The sequence below is a fragment of the Streptomyces sp. NPDC093225 genome (assembly GCF_044753805.1).
Classification (GTDB): domain Bacteria; phylum Actinomycetota; class Actinomycetes; order Streptomycetales; family Streptomycetaceae; genus Streptomyces.
In genome coordinates, this window is the sequence record NZ_JBIVNX010000006.1 from 1 (window position 1) to 20,456 (window position 20,456).

The 20,456-nt window shown below is 74.0% G+C and carries 17 protein-coding genes; 5 read left to right on the forward strand and 12 right to left on the reverse strand.

What is annotated here, in order from left to right; translation table 11 throughout:
- Positions 1-272 precede the first annotated feature (272 nt).
- Positions 273-1,538 carry an ATP-binding protein gene (locus tag ACIQCH_RS08065; protein WP_402579174.1) on the reverse strand — a complete coding sequence of 422 codons (1,266 nt, stop codon included), beginning with the start codon at positions 1,536-1,538 and terminating at the stop codon, positions 273-275.
- A gap of 122 nt (positions 1,539-1,660) precedes the next feature.
- Positions 1,661-2,338: a response regulator transcription factor gene (locus ACIQCH_RS08070; RefSeq protein WP_030194018.1), complete on the reverse strand. Its 678-nt coding sequence runs from the start codon at positions 2,336-2,338 to the stop codon at positions 1,661-1,663.
- A gap of 361 nt (positions 2,339-2,699) precedes the next feature.
- Between ACIQCH_RS08070 and ACIQCH_RS08075 the strand changes: the two genes are divergently transcribed.
- Positions 2,700-4,220, forward strand: coding sequence for a peptide MFS transporter (locus tag ACIQCH_RS08075; protein WP_402579176.1), 1,521 nt, complete (start codon positions 2,700-2,702; stop codon positions 4,218-4,220).
- 155 nt (positions 4,221-4,375) lie between these two features.
- Here ACIQCH_RS08075 and ACIQCH_RS08080 read toward each other — a convergent pair whose 3' ends face one another.
- From ACIQCH_RS08080 to ACIQCH_RS08095, 4 genes are all read right to left on the reverse strand, one after another.
- Complete coding sequence (locus tag ACIQCH_RS08080) at positions 4,376-5,827, reverse strand: hypothetical protein (protein WP_402579178.1); 1,452 nt, start codon at positions 5,825-5,827, stop codon at positions 4,376-4,378.
- Complete coding sequence (locus tag ACIQCH_RS08085; RefSeq protein WP_402579508.1) at positions 5,824-7,059, reverse strand: neocarzinostatin apoprotein domain-containing protein; 1,236 nt, start codon at positions 7,057-7,059, stop codon at positions 5,824-5,826. The genes ACIQCH_RS08080 and ACIQCH_RS08085 overlap by 4 nt, the downstream gene beginning before the upstream one ends.
- Positions 7,060-7,196: 137 nt before the next feature.
- Positions 7,197-8,279 (reverse strand): hypothetical protein, encoded by a 1,083-nt coding sequence (locus tag ACIQCH_RS08090; RefSeq protein ID WP_402579180.1) that lies wholly within the window; start codon positions 8,277-8,279, stop codon positions 7,197-7,199.
- A gap of 15 nt (positions 8,280-8,294) precedes the next feature.
- Positions 8,295-8,987 (reverse strand): LPXTG cell wall anchor domain-containing protein, encoded by a 693-nt coding sequence (locus ACIQCH_RS08095; protein WP_402579182.1) that lies wholly within the window; start codon positions 8,985-8,987, stop codon positions 8,295-8,297.
- A 190-nt stretch (positions 8,988-9,177) separates the two neighbouring features.
- Between ACIQCH_RS08095 and ACIQCH_RS08100 the strand changes: the two genes are divergently transcribed.
- Both ACIQCH_RS08100 and ACIQCH_RS08105 read left to right on the forward strand, forming a co-directional pair.
- A complete protein-coding gene (locus ACIQCH_RS08100; RefSeq protein ID WP_402579184.1) occupies positions 9,178-10,116 on the forward strand; it encodes an alpha/beta hydrolase in 939 nt (312 codons plus the stop codon).
- A gap of 10 nt (positions 10,117-10,126) precedes the next feature.
- Positions 10,127-10,855: a helix-turn-helix transcriptional regulator gene (locus ACIQCH_RS08105; RefSeq protein WP_402579186.1), complete on the forward strand. Its 729-nt coding sequence runs from the start codon at positions 10,127-10,129 to the stop codon at positions 10,853-10,855.
- Between the two features lie 33 nt (positions 10,856-10,888).
- Here ACIQCH_RS08105 and hutI read toward each other — a convergent pair whose 3' ends face one another.
- The 4 genes from hutI to hutU form a co-directional block, all read right to left on the reverse strand.
- Positions 10,889-12,058 (reverse strand): imidazolonepropionase, encoded by a 1,170-nt coding sequence (gene hutI, locus ACIQCH_RS08110; RefSeq protein ID WP_402579188.1) that lies wholly within the window; start codon positions 12,056-12,058, stop codon positions 10,889-10,891.
- A gap of 76 nt (positions 12,059-12,134) precedes the next feature.
- Complete coding sequence (locus ACIQCH_RS08115; protein ID WP_402579190.1) at positions 12,135-13,487, reverse strand: formimidoylglutamate deiminase; 1,353 nt, start codon at positions 13,485-13,487, stop codon at positions 12,135-12,137.
- Entirely contained in the window at positions 13,478-14,680 is a 1,203-nt protein-coding gene (locus ACIQCH_RS08120) for an allantoate amidohydrolase (RefSeq protein ID WP_402579510.1), read from the reverse strand. Before ACIQCH_RS08120 ends, ACIQCH_RS08115 begins: the two co-directional genes overlap by 10 nt.
- Before the next feature lie 38 nt (positions 14,681-14,718).
- Positions 14,719-16,383 carry a urocanate hydratase gene (hutU, locus tag ACIQCH_RS08125; RefSeq protein WP_402579192.1) on the reverse strand — a complete coding sequence of 555 codons (1,665 nt, stop codon included), beginning with the start codon at positions 16,381-16,383 and terminating at the stop codon, positions 14,719-14,721.
- Between the two features lie 104 nt (positions 16,384-16,487).
- Here hutU and ACIQCH_RS08130 point away from each other — a divergent pair, with 104 nt between their 5' ends.
- Positions 16,488-17,963: a diaminopimelate decarboxylase gene (locus ACIQCH_RS08130; protein WP_402579194.1), complete on the forward strand. Its 1,476-nt coding sequence runs from the start codon at positions 16,488-16,490 to the stop codon at positions 17,961-17,963.
- A 78-nt stretch (positions 17,964-18,041) separates the two neighbouring features.
- Positions 18,042-18,599, forward strand: a complete 558-nt coding sequence (locus ACIQCH_RS08135; protein ID WP_402579196.1) for a GNAT family N-acetyltransferase — start codon at positions 18,042-18,044, stop codon at positions 18,597-18,599.
- Between the two features lie 22 nt (positions 18,600-18,621).
- Here ACIQCH_RS08135 and ACIQCH_RS08140 read toward each other — a convergent pair whose 3' ends face one another.
- The gene (locus ACIQCH_RS08140) at positions 18,622-19,359 is read right to left on the reverse strand and encodes an SAM-dependent methyltransferase (RefSeq protein ID WP_402579198.1); all 738 of its coding nucleotides are present in this window, start codon (positions 19,357-19,359) and stop codon (positions 18,622-18,624) included.
- Positions 19,360-19,534: 175 nt separating this feature from the next.
- A complete protein-coding gene (locus ACIQCH_RS08145) occupies positions 19,535-20,356 on the reverse strand; it encodes a MurR/RpiR family transcriptional regulator (RefSeq protein WP_402579512.1) in 822 nt (273 codons plus the stop codon).
- Positions 20,357-20,456: the final 100 nt, after the last annotated feature.

Consider the following 20,456-nt stretch of genomic DNA (forward strand, 5'->3'; position numbering starts at 1 on the left):
GCAGGCTGGACCGGAGGCAGGCCCGGGCCGGAGGTGGCCGAAGGCCAGGGCGAAGCCCCGAAGCCTCCGGGGTGGGCCTGCCGCAGGGCCTGCAGCCCGCCCCCGTCAAGCGCCGAGGGGACCCACACACCACGGGACCCCCGCCATGCCGGACACCGAGCCCACCCGCACAGCACGGGACCCAGCTGTGCGACGCCGAGGGCACCCGCAAGCCACGGCCACCCACACACCACGGAACCCCCGCTGTTCCGGCCCCGGCAAGCCCGCTCCCCTCACCGCACCGGCCGCTCCGGCTCCGGTCGCTCGGCGTGCGTGGTGCTCAGGAAGATGGCGAAGACCGGCGGCTGCGTCTGGAGCAGTTCCAGCCGCCCGCCGTCCGCCTCCGCGAGGTCGCGGGCCACGGCGAGGCCGATGCCAGTGGAGTTGCGGCCGCTGATGGCCCGCTCGAAGATCCGGTTGCCGAGGTCGGCGGGGACGCCCGGGCCCTCGTCCGTGACCTCGATGACCGCCTGGTTGCCAGTGACGCGGGTGCGCAGGGCCACGGTTCCGCCGCCGTGCATGAGGGAGTTCTCGATCAGCGCGGCCAGGACCTGGGCCACGGCGCCCGGGGTGCCCACCGCGCGCATGCCCTGCTTGCCGGAGCGGACGATGGCGCGGCCCGCACTGCGGTAGGCCGGCCGCCACTCCTCCACCTGCTGCTTGACGACCTCGTCGAGGTCGAACGGGACGGCGGAGCCGGTCCGTGGGTCGCGCGAGTTCGTCAGCAGCCGCTGGACGACGTCCGTGAGCCGCTCGACCTGGTTGAGCGCGATGGACGCCTCCTCGCGGACCGTCTCCAGGTCGTCCGTGACGGTGATCTCCTCCAACCGCATCGACAGGGCGGTCAGCGGGGTGCGCAGCTGGTGGGAGGCGTCGGCGGCCAGCCGGCGCTCGGCGGTGAGCATCCGCCCGATCCGCTCGGCGCTGGAGTCGAGCACGTCCGCGACCCGGTCCAGCTCCGGCACCCCGTACCGCTTGTGGCGGGGGCGCGGGTCGCCGGAGCCGAGCCGCTCGGCGGTCTCGGCGAGGTCGGTCAGCGGCGAGGTGAGCCGGTTGGCCTGGCGTACGGCGAGCAGGACGGCCGCCACGACGGCGAGCAGGGCCACCGCCGCGACCACGACCAGGGTGCGACCGACCTCCTTGGTGACGACGGAGCGGGGCTCCTCGACCGTGACCACCACGCCCTGCTCACCGGTGCCGCGGCCGCGGATCACGCTGCCCTCGGGCCGCGTGCCGAGGGCCAGCTCCGGCTGGCCGGGGGCGGTGATCCGGACGAACCGGTCGGGGGCCACCCGGTCGGACAGGGCCGCCGGGTCGAGCCGCTCCTTCTCCAGCACCTTCGACTCGACGATGCCGGCGAGCTGCTGCGCCTCGTACTCGACGCTGTCCTGGGCACTGTTCGTGATCGTCCGGGTCTCGACGATCACGAGCGAGACGCCGAACACGGCGATCACGACGAGCACCACGGCCAGGGTGGAGTTGATCAGTCGACGGCGCATGGGCTGGTGGTGCTCCCGGCTCTCACGGTGGTGCGGCGGGTCCGCGTGCTGGTCCGCGTGCGGCTCGCACTATCGATTCGGCTCGCGCAGCTCATCGGCCCGCGCCGGCTCATCGGCTCGCGCTAACTCTTCTCGAAGCGGAAGCCGACGCCGCGGACGGTGGCGATGTAGCGCGGATTGGCGGCGTCGTCGCCGAGCTTCTTCCGCAGCCACGAGATGTGCATGTCGAGCGTCTTGGTGGAGGACCACCAGGTGGTGTCCCAGACCTCGCGCATGAGCTGGTCGCGGGTGACCACCCGGCCGGCGTCGCGGACCAGGACGCGCAGGAGGTCGAACTCCTTGGCGGTGAGCTGGAGCTCCTCGTCGCCCATCCAGGCGCGGTGGGACTCGACGTCGATCCGCACGCCGTGGGTGGCCGGCGGCTGCGCGGGCTCGGTGGCGCCGCGCCGGAGCAGGGCCCGGACGCGGGCCAGCAGCTCGGCGAGGCGGAACGGCTTGGTGACGTAGTCGTCGGCGCCGGCGTCCAGGCCCACGACCGTGTCGACCTCGTCGGCACGGGCGGTGAGGACCAGGATCGGGAATCCGTGACCTTCGGCACGCAGCCGGCGGGCCACCTCGAGACCGTCCATCCCCGGCAGGCCGAGGTCGAGCACGACCAGGTCGACGGCGCCCTGCAGGCCGGCGTCGAGCGCGGTGGGTCCGTCCTCGCGCACCTCTACCTCGTACCCCTCCCGGCGCAGGGCGCGGGCCAGGGGCTCCGAGATGGATGCGTCGTCCTCGGCGAGCAGTACACGCGTCATGTGGGTGATGGTAGTCCGCGGCGGGTGCGGCCCGGGCTGCGATCGCACAGGCCTGCGGATCATGAGTTTGCGAACATGATCTCCTTCGAAATGCGATTTCGGTTCCGCCAGTAACCTGTGATCCATCTCTCAAGTCCTTCCATATGCCGCAGTGTCGTGTCGTATGGTGGCTGAAGTTTTGATGCACTACTGATGGACAGTTCTGCGCAAATAAGCGCCAAAACGGTCTTTATCCGTGCATTTCATCGAACGATGCGGAGCGGGTCCCCGCACAGCGAGAACGCTGCCAAGGACCTCCTCCGCCTCCACGGGCAACGACACCGCTCACAAGGCGGCCGTCCCGAGCAAGCAAGGAACGACCATGGCGTCAAGCCTGACGAAGGCCCCTGCCGGTACCACCGGCGAGAAGACCTTCTTCGGCCACCCCCGCGGCCTGGCCACTCTCTTCATGACCGAGATGTGGGAGCGCTTCTCCTACTACGGCATGCGCGCCCTCCTCGTGTACTACATCGTCTCCGGCGGTGCGGACATGGCGAAGGGCAGCCAGGGCGGCGGCCTGGCGATGACCGCGGCCACGGCCACGGCGATCTACTCCGTGTACGTGTCGATGGTCTACCTCATGGCCCTGCCGGGCGGATGGTTCGGCGACCGCGTCTGGGGCGCCCGCAAGACCGTCACCGTCGCCGGCTTCGTGATCATGGCTGGTCACGTCTCGCTGGCCATCCCCGGCCAGGCGATGTTCTTCGTCGGTCTGATCCTGGTCGCACTCGGCTCGGGTCTGCTGAAGGCCAACATCTCCACGATGGTCGGCCACCTGTACGACGGTCCCGAGGACCCGCGCCGTGACGGTGGCTTCACCCTCTTCTACATCGGCATCAACCTGGGCGCCTTCGTCGCTCCGTTCGTCATCGGAACGGTCGGCAAGGAGTACAACTGGCACCTCGGCTTCGCCCTCGCCGCGGTCGGCATGGCGCTGGGTCTGGCCCAGTTCCTGTTCGGCACCCGCCACCTGAGCGCGAAGAGCAGCGTGGTCCCGAACCCGCTGACCCGCGAGGAGCGCAACGCGGTCATCGTGAAGGTCGCCGGCGTCTTCGGCGTCGCCGCCATCTTCTACGCGATCATCGGTTTCACCGGCATCTTCACCCTGAACTGGGCGATGGTCCCGCTGATGATCGCCGGTCTGCTCATCCCGATCGCCGTGCTGACGAAGATCAAGCGCGACAAGGACCTGAGCAACGCCGAGCAGTCGAAGATGACCGGCTACATCTGGTTCTTCGTCGCCGCGGCCGTCTTCTGGATGATCTACGACCAGGGTGGCTCGACGCTGTCCCTGTTCGCGGACGACAAGACCGCCGGCACGATGTTCGGCTTCGGCTTCTCCGCCACCTGGTACCAGTCGCTGAACCCGCTGTTCGTGATGGCGCTGGCCCCGGTCTTCGCCTGGCTGTGGCTGTGGCTCTCCCGCCGCAACAAGGAGCCCAACACCATCGTGAAGTTCGCGATGGGCCTGGTCCTGATCGGCGCCTCGTTCTTCGTCTTCATCGTCCCGATGAACATGGCGGGCGACGGCCACACCATGGTCTCCCCCATGTGGCTGGTCTCCATCTACATGATCCAGACCATCGGTGAGCTGTGCCTCTCCCCGGTCGGCCTCTCCGTCACCACGAAGATGGCCCCGCGGAAGTACGCCTCCCAGATGATGGGCGTCTGGTTCCTCGCCGTCACCGCCGGTGACTGCACCACCGGCCTCCTCTCGACGGCCGGCGTGGACCTGAACGGCATCGGCATCATCGGCCTCCAGGCCGCGCTCGCCGCGGTCGCGGGTCTGGCGGTGTTCATGTACCGCAAGAAGGTGCAGGCCCTGATGGGCGACGTGCACTGACCTGACGGTCGCACCCCGCACCGAGGGCAGGGCCCCGGTTCACGCACTGCGCGTGAACCGGGGCCCTGCCCCTTTTTCCGTCCTCCGTCGCCGTGCGCCGTGGGACCGCCGGTCCCTCGCCGTGCGCCGTGGGACCGCCGTCCTTCCGCCGCCGGTCAGCGCTCGCGGCGCAGGCGGCGCCAGGGGGTGAAGGTGAAGACCGCCGCGCCCAGCAGGAGCACGGTGCCCGCGACCAGGCCGAGGGCCTTGACGCCGGCCTCGGCGCCGCCGCCGGTGTGGGCGAGGCCGCCGTTGGAGCCGGAGCTCGTCGTGCTGCCCGCGGCGGTGCCGTTGGTGCTGCCGGTGGTGGTGCTGCCGGTGGTTCCGCCCGGCTGCGCGGCCGTGTCGAGCTCCAGGGAGACGCCGGAGTTCGTCGCCTTGCACGGCACGGTGATGGGCGTCGCGCCCGCAGCCATGCGGACCTCGATGGTCAGCTGGTCCGGGCTGAGCGTCGCCTTGCCGGTCTTCCCGGGCTTGTAGGTGCCGGTCATGTCGGAGAGCGAGACCGGGCTGCCCTTGGGGATCGCGGCGGTGTTCGCCGGTCCGGAGACCTTGACCGCGCCGCTGTCGGCGCCACCGAGCCTGACGTCCATCAAGGGCTTGAGGGCACCCGGGGGCAGGTCCATCGGGCTGGCCATGGCGCCCTTGGCGGTCTTGACCGTGAGGTCGTAGCTGCCGCCGTTCTTCTTGGCGTTGATCGTGACCGGGGTCTTGATGCCGCCCGGGACGACCGCGCCGCAGTCGAACGACACCTGGACGGGCTTGCCGGGGAAGTCGGTCCCGCCGTTTCCGCCGCCGGTGGTGCTGCCGGCCGTGGTGCTGCCGGTGGTGTTCCCCGCGGTGGTGCCGGAGGTCGTGCCGGACGTGGTGCCGCTGGTCGTGCCCGACGTCGTTCCGGAGGTCGTACCGGACGTCGTACCGGACGTCGTGCCCGAGGTCGTACCGGACGTCGTGCCGGAGGTGGTCCCCGACGTCGTGCCGGAGGTGGTCCCCGACGTCGTACCCGAGGTCGTGCCGCCCGAGGAGCCGGCGGAGACGTCGATCGTGGCGCCCGGGCCCACCGTACCGATCGGGCTGCAGTGGGTGACGAAGGTGCCGAACGAGAACGTGACGGCCACGTCGTACTTGCCCGGGGTGAGCGTGATCTTGCCGGCCTTCGTGAGCTTGACCTTGCCCTTCATGGTCGACATGACCATCGGGGCGCGCTTGGGGATCTTCGGGTTCTTCTTCTCGCCGACGAGCTTGGCCTCGCCCAGCCCGCCGCCCAGGGTGATCCAGCCGGTGGGCTGGACGGAGTTCTCCGGGATGTCCATCAGGTCGGTGTTGTTCGAGGCCGGCTTCACGGTCTCCCACGACACGTCCGCCTCGTCACCGACCTTGGCCGAGGCCGGGGCCGTGATCCGCGCGGTGGTCTCGCCCTCCACCGGATCGCCGCCGCCCGCGGGCGGGACGCACTTGACCTTGAACGTGACCTCTGCGGCCTGGGCGGGCGAGGCCACCATCACGATGCCCGCGCCGCCGAGCAGCAGCGCGGCTGCTGCCGCGCACACCCTCCGTTGGGTCCTCACGACTGTCCCTTCGTTGTCGAACGGTTCTCAGACGGTGCGGACGTCTGTGCTGGTGCAGGTGGTGCGCTTTGTGCGGGTGATGCAGATGGTTTGGGTGGTGCGGGTGGTGCAGGCGGTGCGGATCGTTCTGGTTCCGTCGGTGCGGATGGTGCGGATGGTGCGGATGGTGCGGGTCGTGCGCCCGGTGCGGTGTCCGGGGTGAACCACGGCAGGACCGCCGTGGTGGTCCTGGTGTCCCGGGCCGCGCGCCGCGCCGGCGGGCCCGGGACGCGCGGGAGCTTCGCCGTGACGGCGGCCGCGCCGTCGTCGGCGGGCGCCCGACGGCGACCGGCCGGCCCGGTCGCGGCGGGCCCGTCGGCGTACGGGGCCGGGGCGGCGTACGTACCGCCGCCGCGCGGGCGGACCCGGTCCACCACCGCCATGCCGATGCGGAAGAGCCCGGCCGGGACGACCACGCAGAGCAGGATCCAGAAGAGCGTCACGCCGTACGGGCGGTCCACCCCCCAGGGCTGCGTGACCAGCGTTTTCTCCCCGTACTTGAGGAAGACGGTGTAGTCCCCGGACGCGCCCGCGTCCAGCGCCACGTGCAGGGCCACCCGGGCCTTCCCGCCCGGCTTGATGGTGCCCTTCCAGCGCCGTTCCTCGTACAGCGGCGCGAACACCCCGTGCGCGGTGCCGACCTGGAACACCGGGTCCGTGACCGGGGCCGCGCCCAGATTGCCGACCGTGACGACCAACTCCCGCTCCGGCGGGGCGCCGAACCACGTCAGGATCCCGTCGTCGCCCTCCAACCGGGCTGCCGCGAGCACCGCCAGCCGGGGACTGCCGGTGGCGGACGGCAGCGCGGCCACCGGATGGTCGGTGATCTTTACGGGCGCGTCGGCCGACTCCGTGCCACCGGTGACGGTGGCCACGTGCACCACGCAGGGGCAGGGCTTGGGCGGCGCCACGATCGGCAGTTGCTTGCCGAAGCGGCCGGCCGCGTCGGTGGTGACGGCGCGGCCGTCGGCGTTCGCGCAGGTGTTGGTGCCACCGATCATGTTCTGCCCGCAGACCAGCAGCATCAGGAGGGTGCGGGGGCGCCAGCCGGTGCCCGCGACGGTGACTTCGGTGCCCTTGGCCACGTCCTGGAGGGAGAGTTCGACGGTCGGCCCGCCCTCCGTCGGCGCGGCGGTGGCGGGCGGTGCCGCCACGAGGGCCAGTACGGCCGTGACCGCGGCCGCGATGGCCACGACGGCCCGTACCGCGGGCGGCGCCGCCGCTCTGCGGGTGCGGGCCGCGCGTCCACCGGACCGGTCCCGGTGCGGGGGCCGGTTCCGGTGCCGGTGCGGGTGCCGGTTCGGGTTCCGGTGCCCGGCCGTGCCGCTGTTCACCTGGGCGCTCCTGTCAACTCGGGTACGGGGAGGACCGATTCGGCCGACTCCGGAGGCTCCGGCGCGGGCCGGGACCGGTTGTCGGTGCGTACGAGCAGCCCGACGACCGCGGCGACGCCCGCCACGCCGAGCGCGGCGAGTCCGGTCCGGCCGAGGGCACCGCCGGGCACGAACCGGGCCGAGGCGGTGGCCTCGGCGCGAGCACCCCCGGCGGCGGTGACGGTCAGGCGCAGGTCGACCGAGTCGAATGCCGGGGCGTCGGGCCAGGGTTCGGTCAGTTCGACGCGCCGGCCCGGCAGCAACTCGACCGCCAACGGGTGGGCCGGCGGGCCCGCCACGTTCCCGAGGAGGCCGTCGGCGCCGACCGCCAGCTCGGGAGTCAGCGCGGTGTTGCCGCGGTTGACCAGGGCGTACCGGATGCGGGTGGCCGCGCCCCGGCCGGTGACGGCGACGTCCTCCACGGTGAGTGCGGCCAGGGTGGGGCCGCTGACCCGGAGCTGGACGCGGACGGCCGCCTCTCGGGTGCCATCGGCGGCCACCACGGCGGTCGGATGCTCGCCGGGTACGGCGCCGGCCGGCACGGTGACGGTGAAGGGCACCAGGGCGCGGGTGCGGGGCGGGACGCGGAGGGTGGTCTCACCGCCGCCCCGGCCGGGGCCGCCGGAGGCGCCGAAGGCGATCCAGGCGCCGGGGGCGTTGTGGGCGTCGGCCCCGCGCAGGGTGAGCGTGACCGCCCGGTCGGAGGGGTTGGTCAGGGCGAGCCGGTCCTGCAGGACGGTGCCGGCCACGCCTTCGAAGTAGAAGTACGGGCGTCCGTCCGGGCTGCCGGGTGGTGTGGCAGGGCCGGCGGCGGGGCCGGCGGTCCAGGCGGGCGCGGCGGGCCCGGCCGGTGCGCCGGGTTCGGCCGGTGCGCCGGGTTCGGCCGTCCGGGCGGGCACGGCGGGGGCCCGTACCGCGGCGGGCGGGGCGGCGGCAGCGGGGGCGGACGGGCCGAGGAGGGCCACGGTCGCGCCCACCGCGGCGAGCGGGGCGAGCACGGCGGCCCGGGCGCGGGGGCGGCGGTGGGGGCGCGTCGGCATGGGCGGCGGTCCCGGTCAGGCTCCGGAGCGCTGCCCGCGCCGGGTCAGCCACAGGACCCCGGCCGCCCCGGTGAGCAGCACGGTGCCGCCGAGGGTGCCGAGGGCGAGGGCCGAGTCGGCGGGGCCGGTCTGCGGGAGGGTTCCGGAGTCGGCGCCGGGCGTCGTGGTCTGCGGGGCCGTGCCGCCGCCGGCTGCGGTGACGTCGAGGGAGAGGGAGGGCCCCGGGCCGTTGCCCGGCGTGCAGGTGGTGGTCGTCATCATTGCCTCGATGGTGAGGACCCCGGCGGTGAAGGTGACCTTGCCGCTGTGCTTGGGCGTGTAGGTGCCCGACAGGTCGCTGATCTTGATGGGGGTGTTGGCGGGGGCGGCGACGGCGTTGGGCGGCCCGGACACGGCGAGGGTGCCGGAGTCGGCACCGCCGAGCCTGATGACCGCGCGGGGGCGCATCGCGCCCTTGCCGAGCTCGATGGGGCTGGAGGAGACGCCCTTCTGGAACGTCATGGTGACCGTGTAGGAGTTGCCGGATCCGGTCTTGACGGCGGTGATGTCGATCGGGGAGACCGCCGACTTCGGGCCGATCGGGGTCTGGCAGTCGTACGTCACGTCGACGACCTGGGCGTGGGCTGCGGGGGCGGTCGTCAGGACCACCGAGCCGGCCAGGGCCGCGGCCAGCGCGAGCGCGGCCGGGCGGGGTTTGTGCGTGGACACCTGTGGATCCCCCTCGGACCGGAGTTACTGACGACACATCAGATTGAGCCGTCAAGGTACGCCCGGGACCTTGGAGAGGGAAGACAAAGGACGGGCCGGATCGGGCCCGCCGTCGCACACCCGAACGTGTCGCACCTCACCGGGAAACGGTGACACGGAGTTGTCGCGGACGGCTGCGAGCGTCGGGGGCATGACGATCACCGATGAGGACTGCCGCGCCGAAACCCTGGCGTTCAACGAGGAGTTCGAGGCCCGTGCCGCGGACCGCCCGGCGCGCGACCGGACACCGGACGCCGCTGTGCTGGCGGCCCTGCGACGCAACCGACTCGGCGGGGACGCGCCTCCCGTCCGACTGCCGTGGGCTCGGAACCGCGTCACTGCCGCCGGGGTGCGGGTGAGGACGTTCGTGCCCGACCGCGTCGACGGCGTCTACCTGCACGTCCACGGGGGCGGCTGGGCGTTCGGCTCCGCGGACGGCCAGGACGAGAGGCTGTGGCGACTCGCCGAGCAGGCGCGGCTGGCCGTGGTCAGCGTGGACTACCGCCTCGCTCCGGAGCATCCCTACCCCGCCGGGCCCGACGACTGCGAGGCGGCCGCGCAGTGGCTGGTGGAGCACGCCGCGACCGAGTTCGGCACCGAACGACTGCTCATCGGGGGCGAGTCGGCCGGTGCGCACCTGACCGTGGTGACGCTGCTGCGCCTGCGCGACCGGCACGGCATCACCGGCGCGTTCCGGGCGGCCCACCTGCTCTTCGGCCCCTACGACCTCTCGATGACGCCGAGCCAACGGTCGTTCGGCTCCCGACGGCTGCTGAGCAACACCGACACGCTGCGGCAGACCTACGAGCTGTTCACACCGGGCATGGGGGCGGAGCGGCGCCGGGATCCCGACGTGTCACCGCTGTTCGCCGACCTGACCGGTCTGCCACCCGCCCGGATGGTCGTCGGTACCGAGGACCCGCTACGGGACGACTCGCTGTTCCTGGCCGCACGGTGGCGTGCGGCAGGCGCGCCCGTGCGCCTCGACGTCGTCGCCGGCGCCATGCACGGCTTCACCCTGTTCCCGCTGACCGTCACCGCACGCGAGGAGCGGCGCCAGGGGGACTTCCTGTCCGCCGCGGGACGGTAGCGTCGCCGGCATGAACCGCACCGCCCGGCTGTACGCACTGGTGGAGGAGCTGCGTGCGGCGGCGCCACGACCGCGTACGGTCGCGGCGCTCGCCGCGCGCTTCGAGGTGAGCACGCGCACGGTGCAGCGCGACCTCCAGGTGCTGATGGAGACCGGCGTCCCGGTGCGATCCGCTCCCGGGCGGCGCGGGGGCTGGTCGATCGATCCGGACATGACCCTCCCGCCGATCCGCTTCACCCCCGAGGAGGCCTCGGCGCTGGCCGTCGCCCTCGCCTCGGCCGACGCCGCCGCCCCGTACGCCGCCGCGGCCCGCACGGCGGCCCAGAAGATCGCCGCCTCCATGACCGGCCCCGCCTCGATCGCGGCACGGGAACTGGCCGCCCGGATCGTCACGCTGCCCCCGCCGTTCGATCCCGGCGTCCGTACCGCGGTGGAACGGGCACTCACCGCAGGCACGGTCCTCCGGCTGTCCTACACCGACGCGGCAGGGCACGGGAGCGTCCGCGCGGTGGAGCCGGCCGGACTCCTCACCGCCGGCGGCCGGTGGTACCTCGTCGCCTGGTGCCGCACGCGGCGAGCCGGCCGGGGCTTCCGGCTGGACCGCATCACGGCGGCGGCCGCGACCACCGAGCGGGCGCACGCCCGCGACCTGGCCGGGCTGCTGCGCGGCTCGGCCGCGGTCGGCGCGGTGCAGCCCGGCGCACTGGCCGCGTTCGCGGATCCGGCCGGGAGGACGTGAGTCTCCCCTCCTTGCGCCTCGCCGGGGCGGCCGCTAGACGGCGCGCACGCCGCGCTGCCAGACCGCTGCTACCAGCGGGACGCCCGGGCGGTAGGCGAGGTGGACGTGGCTGGGCGCGTCGAGGAGGGCGAGGTCGGCGCGGGCGCCGGGGGTGACGCGGCCGATGTCGGTGCGGCGCAGGGCGCGGGCGCCGCCGGCGGTGGCGGACCACAGGGCCTCGTCCGGGGTCATGCCCATGTCCCGGACCGCGAGGGCCAGGCAGAACGGCATGGAGCTGGTGTAGGACGAGCCGGGGTTGCAGTCGGTGGACAGCGCCACGGTCGCGCCCGCGTCGAGCAGCCGGCGGGCGTCGGGCCACTGGGCGCGGGTGGAGAACTCGGCGCCGGGCAGCAGGGTGGCGACGGTCTCGGAGTTGGCGAGGGCGTCGACGTCCGCGTCCGTGAGGTGGGTGCAGTGGTCGGCGGAGGCCGCGCCGAGCTCGACGCCGAGCTGGACGCCGGGGCCGAAGCTGAGCTGGTTGGCGTGGATGCGCGGGGTCAGGCCCTTGGCCTTGCCGGCGGTGAGGATCGCGCGGGCCTGGTCGCCGTCGAAGGCGCCCTTCTCGCAGAAGACGTCGACCCAGCGGGCGTACGGGGCGCAGGCCTCGAGCATCTCGCCGGTCACGAGCTCGACGTACGCGGCCGGGTCGTCGGCGTAGTCGGGCGAGACGATGTGGGCGCCGAGGTAGGTGACCTCGTCGGTGTGGGCGGCGGCGATGCGCAGGGCGCGGGCCTCGTCCTCGACGGTGAGGCCGTAGCCGGACTTGGTCTCGAAGGTGGTGGTGCCCTGGCGGAGGGCCTCGTGGAGATGGCGCACGAGGTTGGCTTCGAGCTCCGCGTCGGTGGCGGCGCGGGTGGCGGCGACGGTGGTGCGGATGCCGCCGGCCGTGTAGCTCCGGCCGGACATGCGGGCGTTGAACTCCTGGGTGCGGTCGCCGGCGAAGACGAGGTGGCTGTGGGAGTCCACGAAGCCCGGGATCAGGGCGCGGCCCTGGGCGTTGAAGGCCCCGTCCGCCGACGGGGCCTTGGCCGCCGGGCCGACCCAGGCGATGGCGTCGTCCTCGATGACGACGGCCGCGTCCTCGATCAGGCCGAGGGGGCCCTCGCCGAGGGTTTCGTCGTTGGTGACGAGGCTGCCGATGTTGGTGATGACGGTGGTCGTCACAGTGCTCTCCGTTGGGCGAGGGGGAGGGTGCGGGCCGGTGGCCCCGGGTGTGCCCACCCGGGGCGCGCGCTCGGCGTCAGCCGCGGACGGCGGCGATGGAGTCGGCCAGGGCCGCGGCGACGTCGCCGACCAGCGTGTGCGCGCCGTCGCGGACGACGTGGCGGCCGCCGACCACCGTGTGGCGGACGTCGGACGCGGTGGCGGCGAAGACCGCGGTCTCGGCGCCGAGGCGCGGCACGGGGCCGGCGGTGCGTACGGAGTCCAGCGCGACGGTCGTGAAGTCGGCCAGCGCACCGGCCTCCAGCGTGCCGGCGTCCGTCCAGCCGAGGGCGGCGTGCCCGTCGGCGGTGGCGGCGCGCAGCAGCGCGGCGGCGGTCCAGTGCCCCCGGGTCCGCGAGGCCAGGCGCTCGTTGAGCTCCATGGCGCGCGCCTCCTCCAGCAGGTCGATGACGGCGTGGCTGTCGCTGCCCAGGGACAGCGGGCTGCCGGCCCGCTGGAGCCGGACGGCGGGGCCGATGCCGTCGGCCAGGTCGCGCTCGGTGGTCGGGCACATGCAGGTGCCGGTCGTCGTGCCGCCGAGCAGGGCGACGTCGGCGTCGGTGAGGTGCGTGTTGTGGACGCCGGTGGTGCGCGGGCCGAGGACGCCGTGGTCGGCGAGGAGCCGGGTCGGGGTGACGCCGTGGGCGGCCTGGCAGGCGTCGTTCTCGGCGGTCTGCTCGCTGAGGTGGACGTGCAGCGGGGCGCGCCGGGCCTCCGCCCAGCCGGCCACCGTCGCCAGCTGGTCCGCGGGGACGGCGCGGACGGAGTGGATCGCGGCGCCGATGCGGGCGTGCCCGCGCTCCTTGAGGGCCGAGGCGCGCTCGGCCCACGCGTCGGCGGTGCCGTCGGAGAAGCGCAGCTGGTGCGTGTTCGGGGCCTCGCCGAAGCCGGAGGAGAGGTAGGCGGTGTCGAGGAGGGTGATGCGGATGCCGGCCTCGGCGGCGGCCGCGATCAGGGCCTCGCCCATGGCGTTGGGGTCGTCGTACCGGGCGCCGCCGGGGGCGTGGTGGACGTAGTGGAACTCGCCCACCGAGGTGATGCCGGCCAGGGCCATCTCGGCGTACACGGCCCGGGCGAGGGCGAAGTACGTGTCGGGGGTGAGGTTCTGGGCGACGCCGTACATGACCTCGCGCCAGGTCCAGAACGTGCCGGAGCCCACCTGCACGGTGCCGCGCAGGGCGCGGTGGAAGGCGTGCGAGTGGGCGTTGGCCAGGCCCGGGAGGGTGAGTCCCCGCAGGACCTCGGCGCCGGGCGGCGGGGTGTCGACCCCGGTGCGGACGGCGGCGATCCGGCCGTCCGCGGAAACGTCCAGGGCGACGCCCGGCTCGACGTGGGTGTCGAGCCAGGCGTGCTCCAGCCAGTACGTCTTCTGCTGCGCGGTCAGCGGCACGCGAGACCTTCCAGTACGTCGGCGAGGGCGAGGACGCCGGCGACGCAGTCGTCCTCGGCCGCGAACTCGGCCGGGGAGTGGGAGACGCCGGTGGGGTTGCGCACGAACAACATCGCGGTCGGGATCGAGCCGGAGAGGATTCCGGCGTCGTGTCCCGCGCCCGTGCCCAGGACGGGGACGTCGCGGCCCTGCGACGCGCCCAGGATGCGGGCCAGTTCGTCGCGCAGGGCGTGCTCGAACTCCACGACCGGGGTGAAGGACTCGCGCACGATCCGCAGGTCGATGCCGTCCCGCTCCGCCCGCTCCTGCGCGGCCTTCTCGATGGCCGTGACGACCGTGTCGAGGGTGGCCTGGTCGGCGGCGCGGGAGTCGAGCCAGCCGCGGACCAGGGAGGGGATGGCGTTGACGCCGTTCGGCTCGACCGCGATCTTGCCGAAGGTGGCGACGGCGCCGGCCAGCCGGGCCTCCTCGCGGGCGGCGAGGACGGTCTGGGCGTAGGTGAGCATCGGGTCGCGGCGGTCGACCAGGCGGGTGGTGCCCGCGTGGTTGGCCTCGCCGTGGAAGTCGAACCGCCAGCGCCCGTGCGGCCAGATGGCGGAGGCCAGGCCGACCCGGTCGCCGGAGAGGTCGAGGGCGCGGCCCTGTTCGACGTGGAGTTCGACGAACGCGCCGATGCGGGCGAGCCGTTCGGGGTCCGGCCCGATGGTCTCGGGGTCGTAGCCGGCGGCCTCCATGGCCTGCGGGAGGCTGATGCCGTCGGCGTCGCGCAGCTCGTACGCCTTCTCGCGGGTGAGCTGTCCGGCGGTGAGGCGGGAGCCGACGCAGGCCAGGCCGAAGCGGGCGCCCTCCTCGTCCCCGAAGTTGCCGATCGCGAGGGGCTTGGCGAACGACGCGCCGCGGGCCCGGAGTTCGTCGAGGGCGGCGAAGGCGGAGACCACGCCGAGCGGGCCGTCGAAGGCGCCGCCGTCGGGGACGGAGTCGAGGTGGGAGCCGGTGACGACGGCGTCGCCGGCCTCGGGGTCGCCGAGCCAGGCCCACTGGTTGCCGTTGCGGTCGGTCTCGTAGGCGAGGCCGCGCTTCTCGGCCTCCGCGCGGAACCAGGCGCGGCAGTCCCGGTCCGCCTCGGTCCAGGCGTACCGGCGGTACCCGCCGCTGTCGGCGTTGCGGCCGATGGGCGCGAGCTCGTTCCACATGGTGTGGAAGGAGCCCGCGCCCGTCGTCGGGTGCGAGGTCACTCGGAGTCGCCCTCGCGCATGGGGATGCGGACGCCGCGCTCGTCGGCGACCGTGTCGGCGATGTCGTAGCCGGCGTCGACGTGGCGGATGACGCCCATGCCCGGGTCGTTGGTCAGGACGCGGCGGACCTTCTCGCCCGCGAGCGCGGTGCCGTCGGCGACGGTGACCTGGCCGGCGTGGATGGAGCGGCCCATGCCGACGCCGCCGCCGTGGTGGAGGGAGACCCAGGACGCGCCGGAGGCGACGTTGACCATGGCGTTGAGCAGCGGCCAGTCGGCGATGGCGTCCGAGCCGTCGAGCATGGCCTCGGTCTCGCGGTACGGGGAGGCGACGGAGCCGCAGTCGAGGTGGTCGCGGCCGATGGCCAGCGGGGCGGCCAGCTCGCCGGAGGCGACCATGTCGTTGAAGCGCTCGCCGGCCTTGTCGCGCTCGCCGTAGCCGAGCCAGCAGATGCGGGCGGGCAGGCCCTGGAAGTGGACGCGCTCGCCGGCCATCTTGATCCAGCGGGCCAGCGACTCGTTCTCCGGGAAGAGCTCCAGGATCGCCTTGTCGGTCTTGGCGATGTCCGAGGCCTCGCCGGACAGGGCGGCCCAGCGGAACGGGCCCTTGCCCTCGCAGAACAGCGGGCGGATGTAGGCCGGGACGAAGCCGGGGAAGGCGAACGCGCGGTCGTAGCCGGCCAGCTGGGCCTCGCCGCGGATGGAGTTGCCGTAGTCGAAGACCTCGGCGCCGGCGTCCATGAAGCCGACCATGGCCTCGACGTGCTTGGCCATGGACTCGCGGGCGCGGGTGGTGAAGCCGGCCGGGTCCTTGGCGGCGGCGTCGGCCATGTCCTCGAAGGCGACGCCGACCGGCAGGTACGCCAGCGGGTCGTGGGCCGAGGTCTGGTCGGTGACGATGTCGATGGGCGCGCCCATCGCCAGCAGCTGCGGGACCAGCTCGGCCGCGTTGCCGAGCACGCCGATGGACAGCGGCTTGCGCTGGTCGCGGGCCTCGGTGGCGAGCTGGAGCGCGTGGTCGAGGCTGTCGGCCTTGACGTCCAGGTAGCGGTGCTCGATGCGGCGCTCGATGGCGCGCGGGTCGACGTCGATGCAGATCGCGACGCCGTCGTTCATGGTGACGGCCAGCGGCTGGGCGCCGCCCATGCCGCCGAGACCGGCGGTGAGGGTGATGGTGCCGGCCAGGGTGCCGTTGAACTTCTTCGCGGCGACGGCGGCGAAGGTCTCGTACGTGCCCTGGAGGATGCCCTGGGTGCCGATGTAGATCCAGGAGCCGGCGGTCATCTGGCCGTACATGGTCAGGCCGAGGGCCTCCAGACGGCGGAACTCCTCCCAGTTGGCCCAGTCGCCGACCAGGTTGGAGTTGGCGAGCAGGACGCGCGGGGCCCACTCGTGGGTCTGCATGACGCCGACCGGGCGGCCCGACTGGACGAGCATGGTCTCGTCCTGCTTCAGGGTGCGCAGGGTGCGGACCATGGCGTCGAAGGAGCGCCAGTCGCGGGCCGCCTTGCCGGTGCCGCCGTAGACGACGAGCTTGTCGGGGTGCTCGGCGACCTCGGGGTCGAGGTTGTTCTGGAGCATGCGGAGGGCGGCTTCCTGCTGCCATCCCAGGGTGCTGAGCTCAGTGCCGCGTGCAGCGCGAACGGGGCGGGGTCCTGACATGGCTGTGCCTCCTCCGATGTTGGTCAATCCATTCACATCCTGTCTCGCTGAATAGATTCAGTCAACAGCTGCGGCGGCGAGGCGCGGATGATTGGCTGACTCGTATGGCCGTCGCCGACCGGACAGACCCCGCGAACGACCCCGTGAACGACCCCGCGACCGCCGGCCCCGTGGGCCCCGGCGGCCCCGCCGCCGGGCCGCCTCCCGCCGCCGTCCTACGCCGTGACCTGGCCGTACGTGCCGCCGTGGCGCAGGGGCTGATCGGGACCGGGGAGGGCGGCGGGGGCGGGGACGGACCGCCGCTGGTGTGCCTGCTGGATGTGGCCGGGATCCGGGGCGCGGCGGCGGGGCTGCGGGCGGCGTTCGAGGAGGCCCTCCCGGCGGACGGCGGGGTTCCGGCGGGCGCGGCCGGCGGGCCCGTGCTGCACGCCTTCGCCGTGAAGGCCTGCCCCTTGGTGCCGGTCCTGCGCCTGCTGGCCGCGGCCGGCATCGGGGCCGAGGTGGCCAGCCCCGGCGAGCTGGCCCTGGCCCGGGCCGCCGGGATCCCTACCGACCGGATCGTGCTGGACTCCCCCGCGAAGACGCCCGCCGAGCTGCGCGAGGCCCTGGCCCTCGGGATCGCGGTCAACGCCGACAACCCCCAGGAACTCGCCCGCCTCGACGCCCTGCTCGCCGCCGGCCCCACGGCCTCGCCCCTCGGCCTGCGGGTCAACCCGCAGATCGGCGCCGGCTCCATCGGCGCCCTCTCCACGGCCACCGCCACCTCGAAGTTCGGCGTCGCGCTGCGCGACCCGGGGGCGCGCGAGTGGGTCGTACGCGCCTACCGCGAGCGCCCCTGGCTCACCCGGCTGCACACCCACTCGGGCTCCCAGGGCCTCCCGCTCGCCCTGATGACCGAGGGCGTCCGGGAGGCGTACGCGCTCGCCGAAGAGATCAACGGGGCCGTCGGACGGCGCCAGGTCGACACCCTCGACATCGGCGGCGGACTGCCCGTCGACTTCACCTCGGACGGGCCGGGCCCCACGTACGCCGCGTACGTCAGCGCCCTGCGCGGGGCCGTGCCGGGACTGTTCGCCGGACGCTACGGGCTGGTCACCGAGTTCGGCCGGTCGCTGCTGGCCAAGCACGGCCTGGTGCTCACCCGGGTGGAGTACACGAAGTCCGCGGGCGGCCGATCGATCGCCGTCACCCACGCGGGCGTACAGCTCGCCACCCGCACCGTGTACGCCCCGGCCGCCTGGCCGCTGCGCGTCCTCGCCTACGACGCCAAGGGCGCGCCCCGCACCGGGCCGCGGGTGGCCCAGGACGTCGCCGGACCTGCCTGCTTCGCCGGCGACCTGCTCGCCGAGGACCGTCCGCTGCCCCTCCTCCACCCGGGCGACCTGCTCGCGGTGCCGGACACCGGGGCGTACTTCTTCACCGCCCACTACGGCTACAACAGCCTCCCGCGCCCGGCGGTGTACGGCTTCACGGTCGCCCCGGGCGGGGACGCCGTGCGCTTCACGCCCGTGCGGCCCGCCCAGCCCCTCGCCGCGATCGTCGCGGAGGCGGGCGGCGACGCCCCGGACGCGCTCCTGTAGCCGCGCCGCCACGCACGGCCGGCAGCGGACAGCGGACGCGAAACGGGTGCGAAACACGCGCCGCCTACCGTCGGGCGGATGACCACCACGGCGAACGGCAGCGGGACGGGCCCGGACGTGCGGATCCGCCCGGGCACCGAGGACGACCTCGAGGAACTGACCGGGATCTACAACCACTACGTCGTCGGGACCCCCGTCACCTTCGACGTCGAGCCGCTCACCGTGGAGCAGCGCCGGCCCTGGCTGCTGGCCCACCCGCCCTCCGGCCCGCACCGGCTGCTCGTGGCCGAGCGGCGCGGGCGGCTCCTCGGGTACGCGACCAGCAGCGCGTTCCGCCCGAAGCCGGCGTACGCGACCTCCGTCGAGACCAGCGTCTACCTGGCCCCCGAACACGTCGGGCGCGGGGTGGGCAGCCTGCTGTACGCCTCGCTCTTCGAGGTGCTGCACGGCGAGGACGTCCACGCGGCGCTCGCCGGGATCGCCCTCCCCAACGAGGCGTCCCGGCGGCTCCACGAGCGGTTCGGCTTCCGTCCCGTCGGCGTCCACGAGCAGGTCGGGCGGAAGTTCGGGCGGTTCTGGGACGTGGCCTGGTTCCAGCGGTTCCTGCCGCCGGCGGCCCCGGGACGCGGGGCGTGAGCCGTCACGGGGCGGCCGGGCCTCAGGAGGCGGTGGGGCGCAGCACCATGCAGACGAAGCCCCAGATGTCGCGGTAGGAGCGCAGCCACTCCGTGCGGTGGGTGGCGGCCGCTTCGAGCGCCTGGGCGCTGCCCGGGTCGTCCGGGTGGTCGAGCGCCCAGGAGGCCAGGGAACCGGTCCAGGCCCACTCGTACGCGTCGAGCTCCTCGCGGCTGCTGACGTGGCCCTGGACCGGGACCCAGCCCTCGGCCGTCACGAGGTCCACGGTGCTCGCGAGGTCGGTCATCTCCCCCAGCATCTCGACGGCCTCGGGATCGGGCTCGTGGACCCAGATGCCGTCGCCGAGCAGGACCCGGCCGCCGGGCGCCAGGTGCTTGCGCGCGGTGGCGAGGACGGCGGACAGGCCGCCGAAGGCGTGCGTGGCCGCGACGACGAACACGACGTCGAAGAGGTGCGGGGAGGTGAACGCGCCCGCGTCCTCCTGATGGAGGGTGAGGCGGTCCTCGACGCCCCGCGCCCGGGCGGCCTCGCGGGCGTGCGCGAGCGAGGTCTCGGAGAGGTCGACGCCCTCGCCGCGCAGGCCCGGGTGGGCGGCCAGCGCGCGCAGCAGCCACTCGCCGCGCCCGCAGCCGAGGTCGAGGACGCGCTCGTCGCCGCGGACGACGGCGTGGTCCAGGAGCCGGCGCACCGCGTCGTCGCCGACCGGGGCCGAGATCGGGTGGTCCGCGTGGGCGAGCATGGAGATCTGATCACGGTTCACCGCGGGAGAGTGTCACGGCGGGTGGCCCCGCACCACCCGATCCGCCCACGAAGCGCCGCTTTCCAGCCACATCCGATCAACCTTCGACCGGAACCGGGCCTGGCCGGACAGAACAGGGCCGGCGGTAGTGCGTGCCCAGCTCCCGGGCGGCGGGGTGGCGGGGTGGCGCCCCCGGCTAGTCGACGAACAGGCCGCGTGCCGCAGCGCTCGCGTCGAACTGCTCCAGCCGTGCCTGCGCGTCCGGCAGCGCGTCCGCGATGGCCTCCAGCAGCACGCGGCCCAGCAGCATCGGCGCGCAGGCCGTGTCGAAGGCCAGACCCGTGCCCACGGGCGCCGGGATGAGCAGGTCGGAGTGGCGGGCGACGGGTGCGAAGGCGGAGTCGGCGACCGTGACCACCGTCAGCCCGGAGTCGCGGGCGTACCGGAGGATCTCCACGACCTCCTTCGGGTGCCGCGGCAGCGCGAAGCACAGCAGCGCCGAGGCCCCGGCCCGGACGCAGGAGTCGATCCGGTCGGCCAGCATGCTGCCGCCCTCGTCGAGGAGGCGTACGTCCGGGTGCACCTTGCCCGCGAAGTACGCGAAGCCGCGGGCCTGCGACGACGCGGCGCGCAGGCCCAGCACGGGCAGCGGCCGGGAGGCGGCGAGCACCCGGCCGGCCTCCTCCGCGGGCCCGGGGTCGGCGAGCATGGCCGACAGGTGGCGCAGGTTCTCGATCTCGGCCTGGACGGCCTGCTGGTAGGAGTTGTACGAGCCCTCGCCGCGGCCGGTGCCCGGTTCGGCGGCCGGCGCCACCTCGCGCAGGTAACGGCGCAGCGCCGGGTAGCCGTCGAAGCCCAGGGCGACCGCGAACCGCGTCACGGAGGGCTGGCTCACCCCGGCCAGCTCCGCGAGCTCGACGCTCGACAGGAACGGCACGTCGGCGGCGCCCCGGACCATGCAGTGGGCGATCCGGCGCTGGGTCGGCGTCAGCCGGTGGCCCTCGAAGAGGGCCTGCAGGCGCGGGGGCGGGGGGGGGCCCCCCGCGCGGCCGGCGGCCGCGGGCGGCCCCCCCCCCCCCGCCCGGGGGGGGGGTCCCCCCCCCCCCCCCGGGCCCCCC

Excerpts from the sequence above, each read along its gene's own strand:
- ACIQCH_RS08090 (WP_402579180.1), bottom strand. The coding sequence starts at position 8,279 with ATGCCGACGCGCCCCCACCGCCGCCCCCGCGCCCGGGCCGCCGTGCTC.
- ACIQCH_RS08120 (WP_402579510.1), bottom strand. The coding sequence starts at position 14,680 with ATGTGGAACGAGCTCGCGCCCATCGGCCGCAACGCCGACAGCGGCGGG.
- ACIQCH_RS08135 (WP_402579196.1), top strand. The coding sequence starts at position 18,042 with ATGACCACCACGGCGAACGGCAGCGGGACGGGCCCGGACGTGCGGATC.
- ACIQCH_RS08070 (WP_030194018.1), bottom strand. The coding sequence starts at position 2,338 with ATGACGCGTGTACTGCTCGCCGAGGACGACGCATCCATCTCGGAGCCC.
- ACIQCH_RS08105 (WP_402579186.1), top strand. The coding sequence starts at position 10,127 with ATGAACCGCACCGCCCGGCTGTACGCACTGGTGGAGGAGCTGCGTGCG.
- ACIQCH_RS08130 (WP_402579194.1), top strand. The coding sequence starts at position 16,488 with ATGGCCGTCGCCGACCGGACAGACCCCGCGAACGACCCCGTGAACGAC.
- ACIQCH_RS08075 (WP_402579176.1), top strand. The coding sequence starts at position 2,700 with ATGGCGTCAAGCCTGACGAAGGCCCCTGCCGGTACCACCGGCGAGAAG.
- ACIQCH_RS08065 (WP_402579174.1), bottom strand. The coding sequence starts at position 1,538 with ATGCGCCGTCGACTGATCAACTCCACCCTGGCCGTGGTGCTCGTCGTG.
- hutU (WP_402579192.1), bottom strand. The coding sequence starts at position 16,383 with ATGTCAGGACCCCGCCCCGTTCGCGCTGCACGCGGCACTGAGCTCAGC.
- ACIQCH_RS08100 (WP_402579184.1), top strand. The coding sequence starts at position 9,178 with ATGACGATCACCGATGAGGACTGCCGCGCCGAAACCCTGGCGTTCAAC.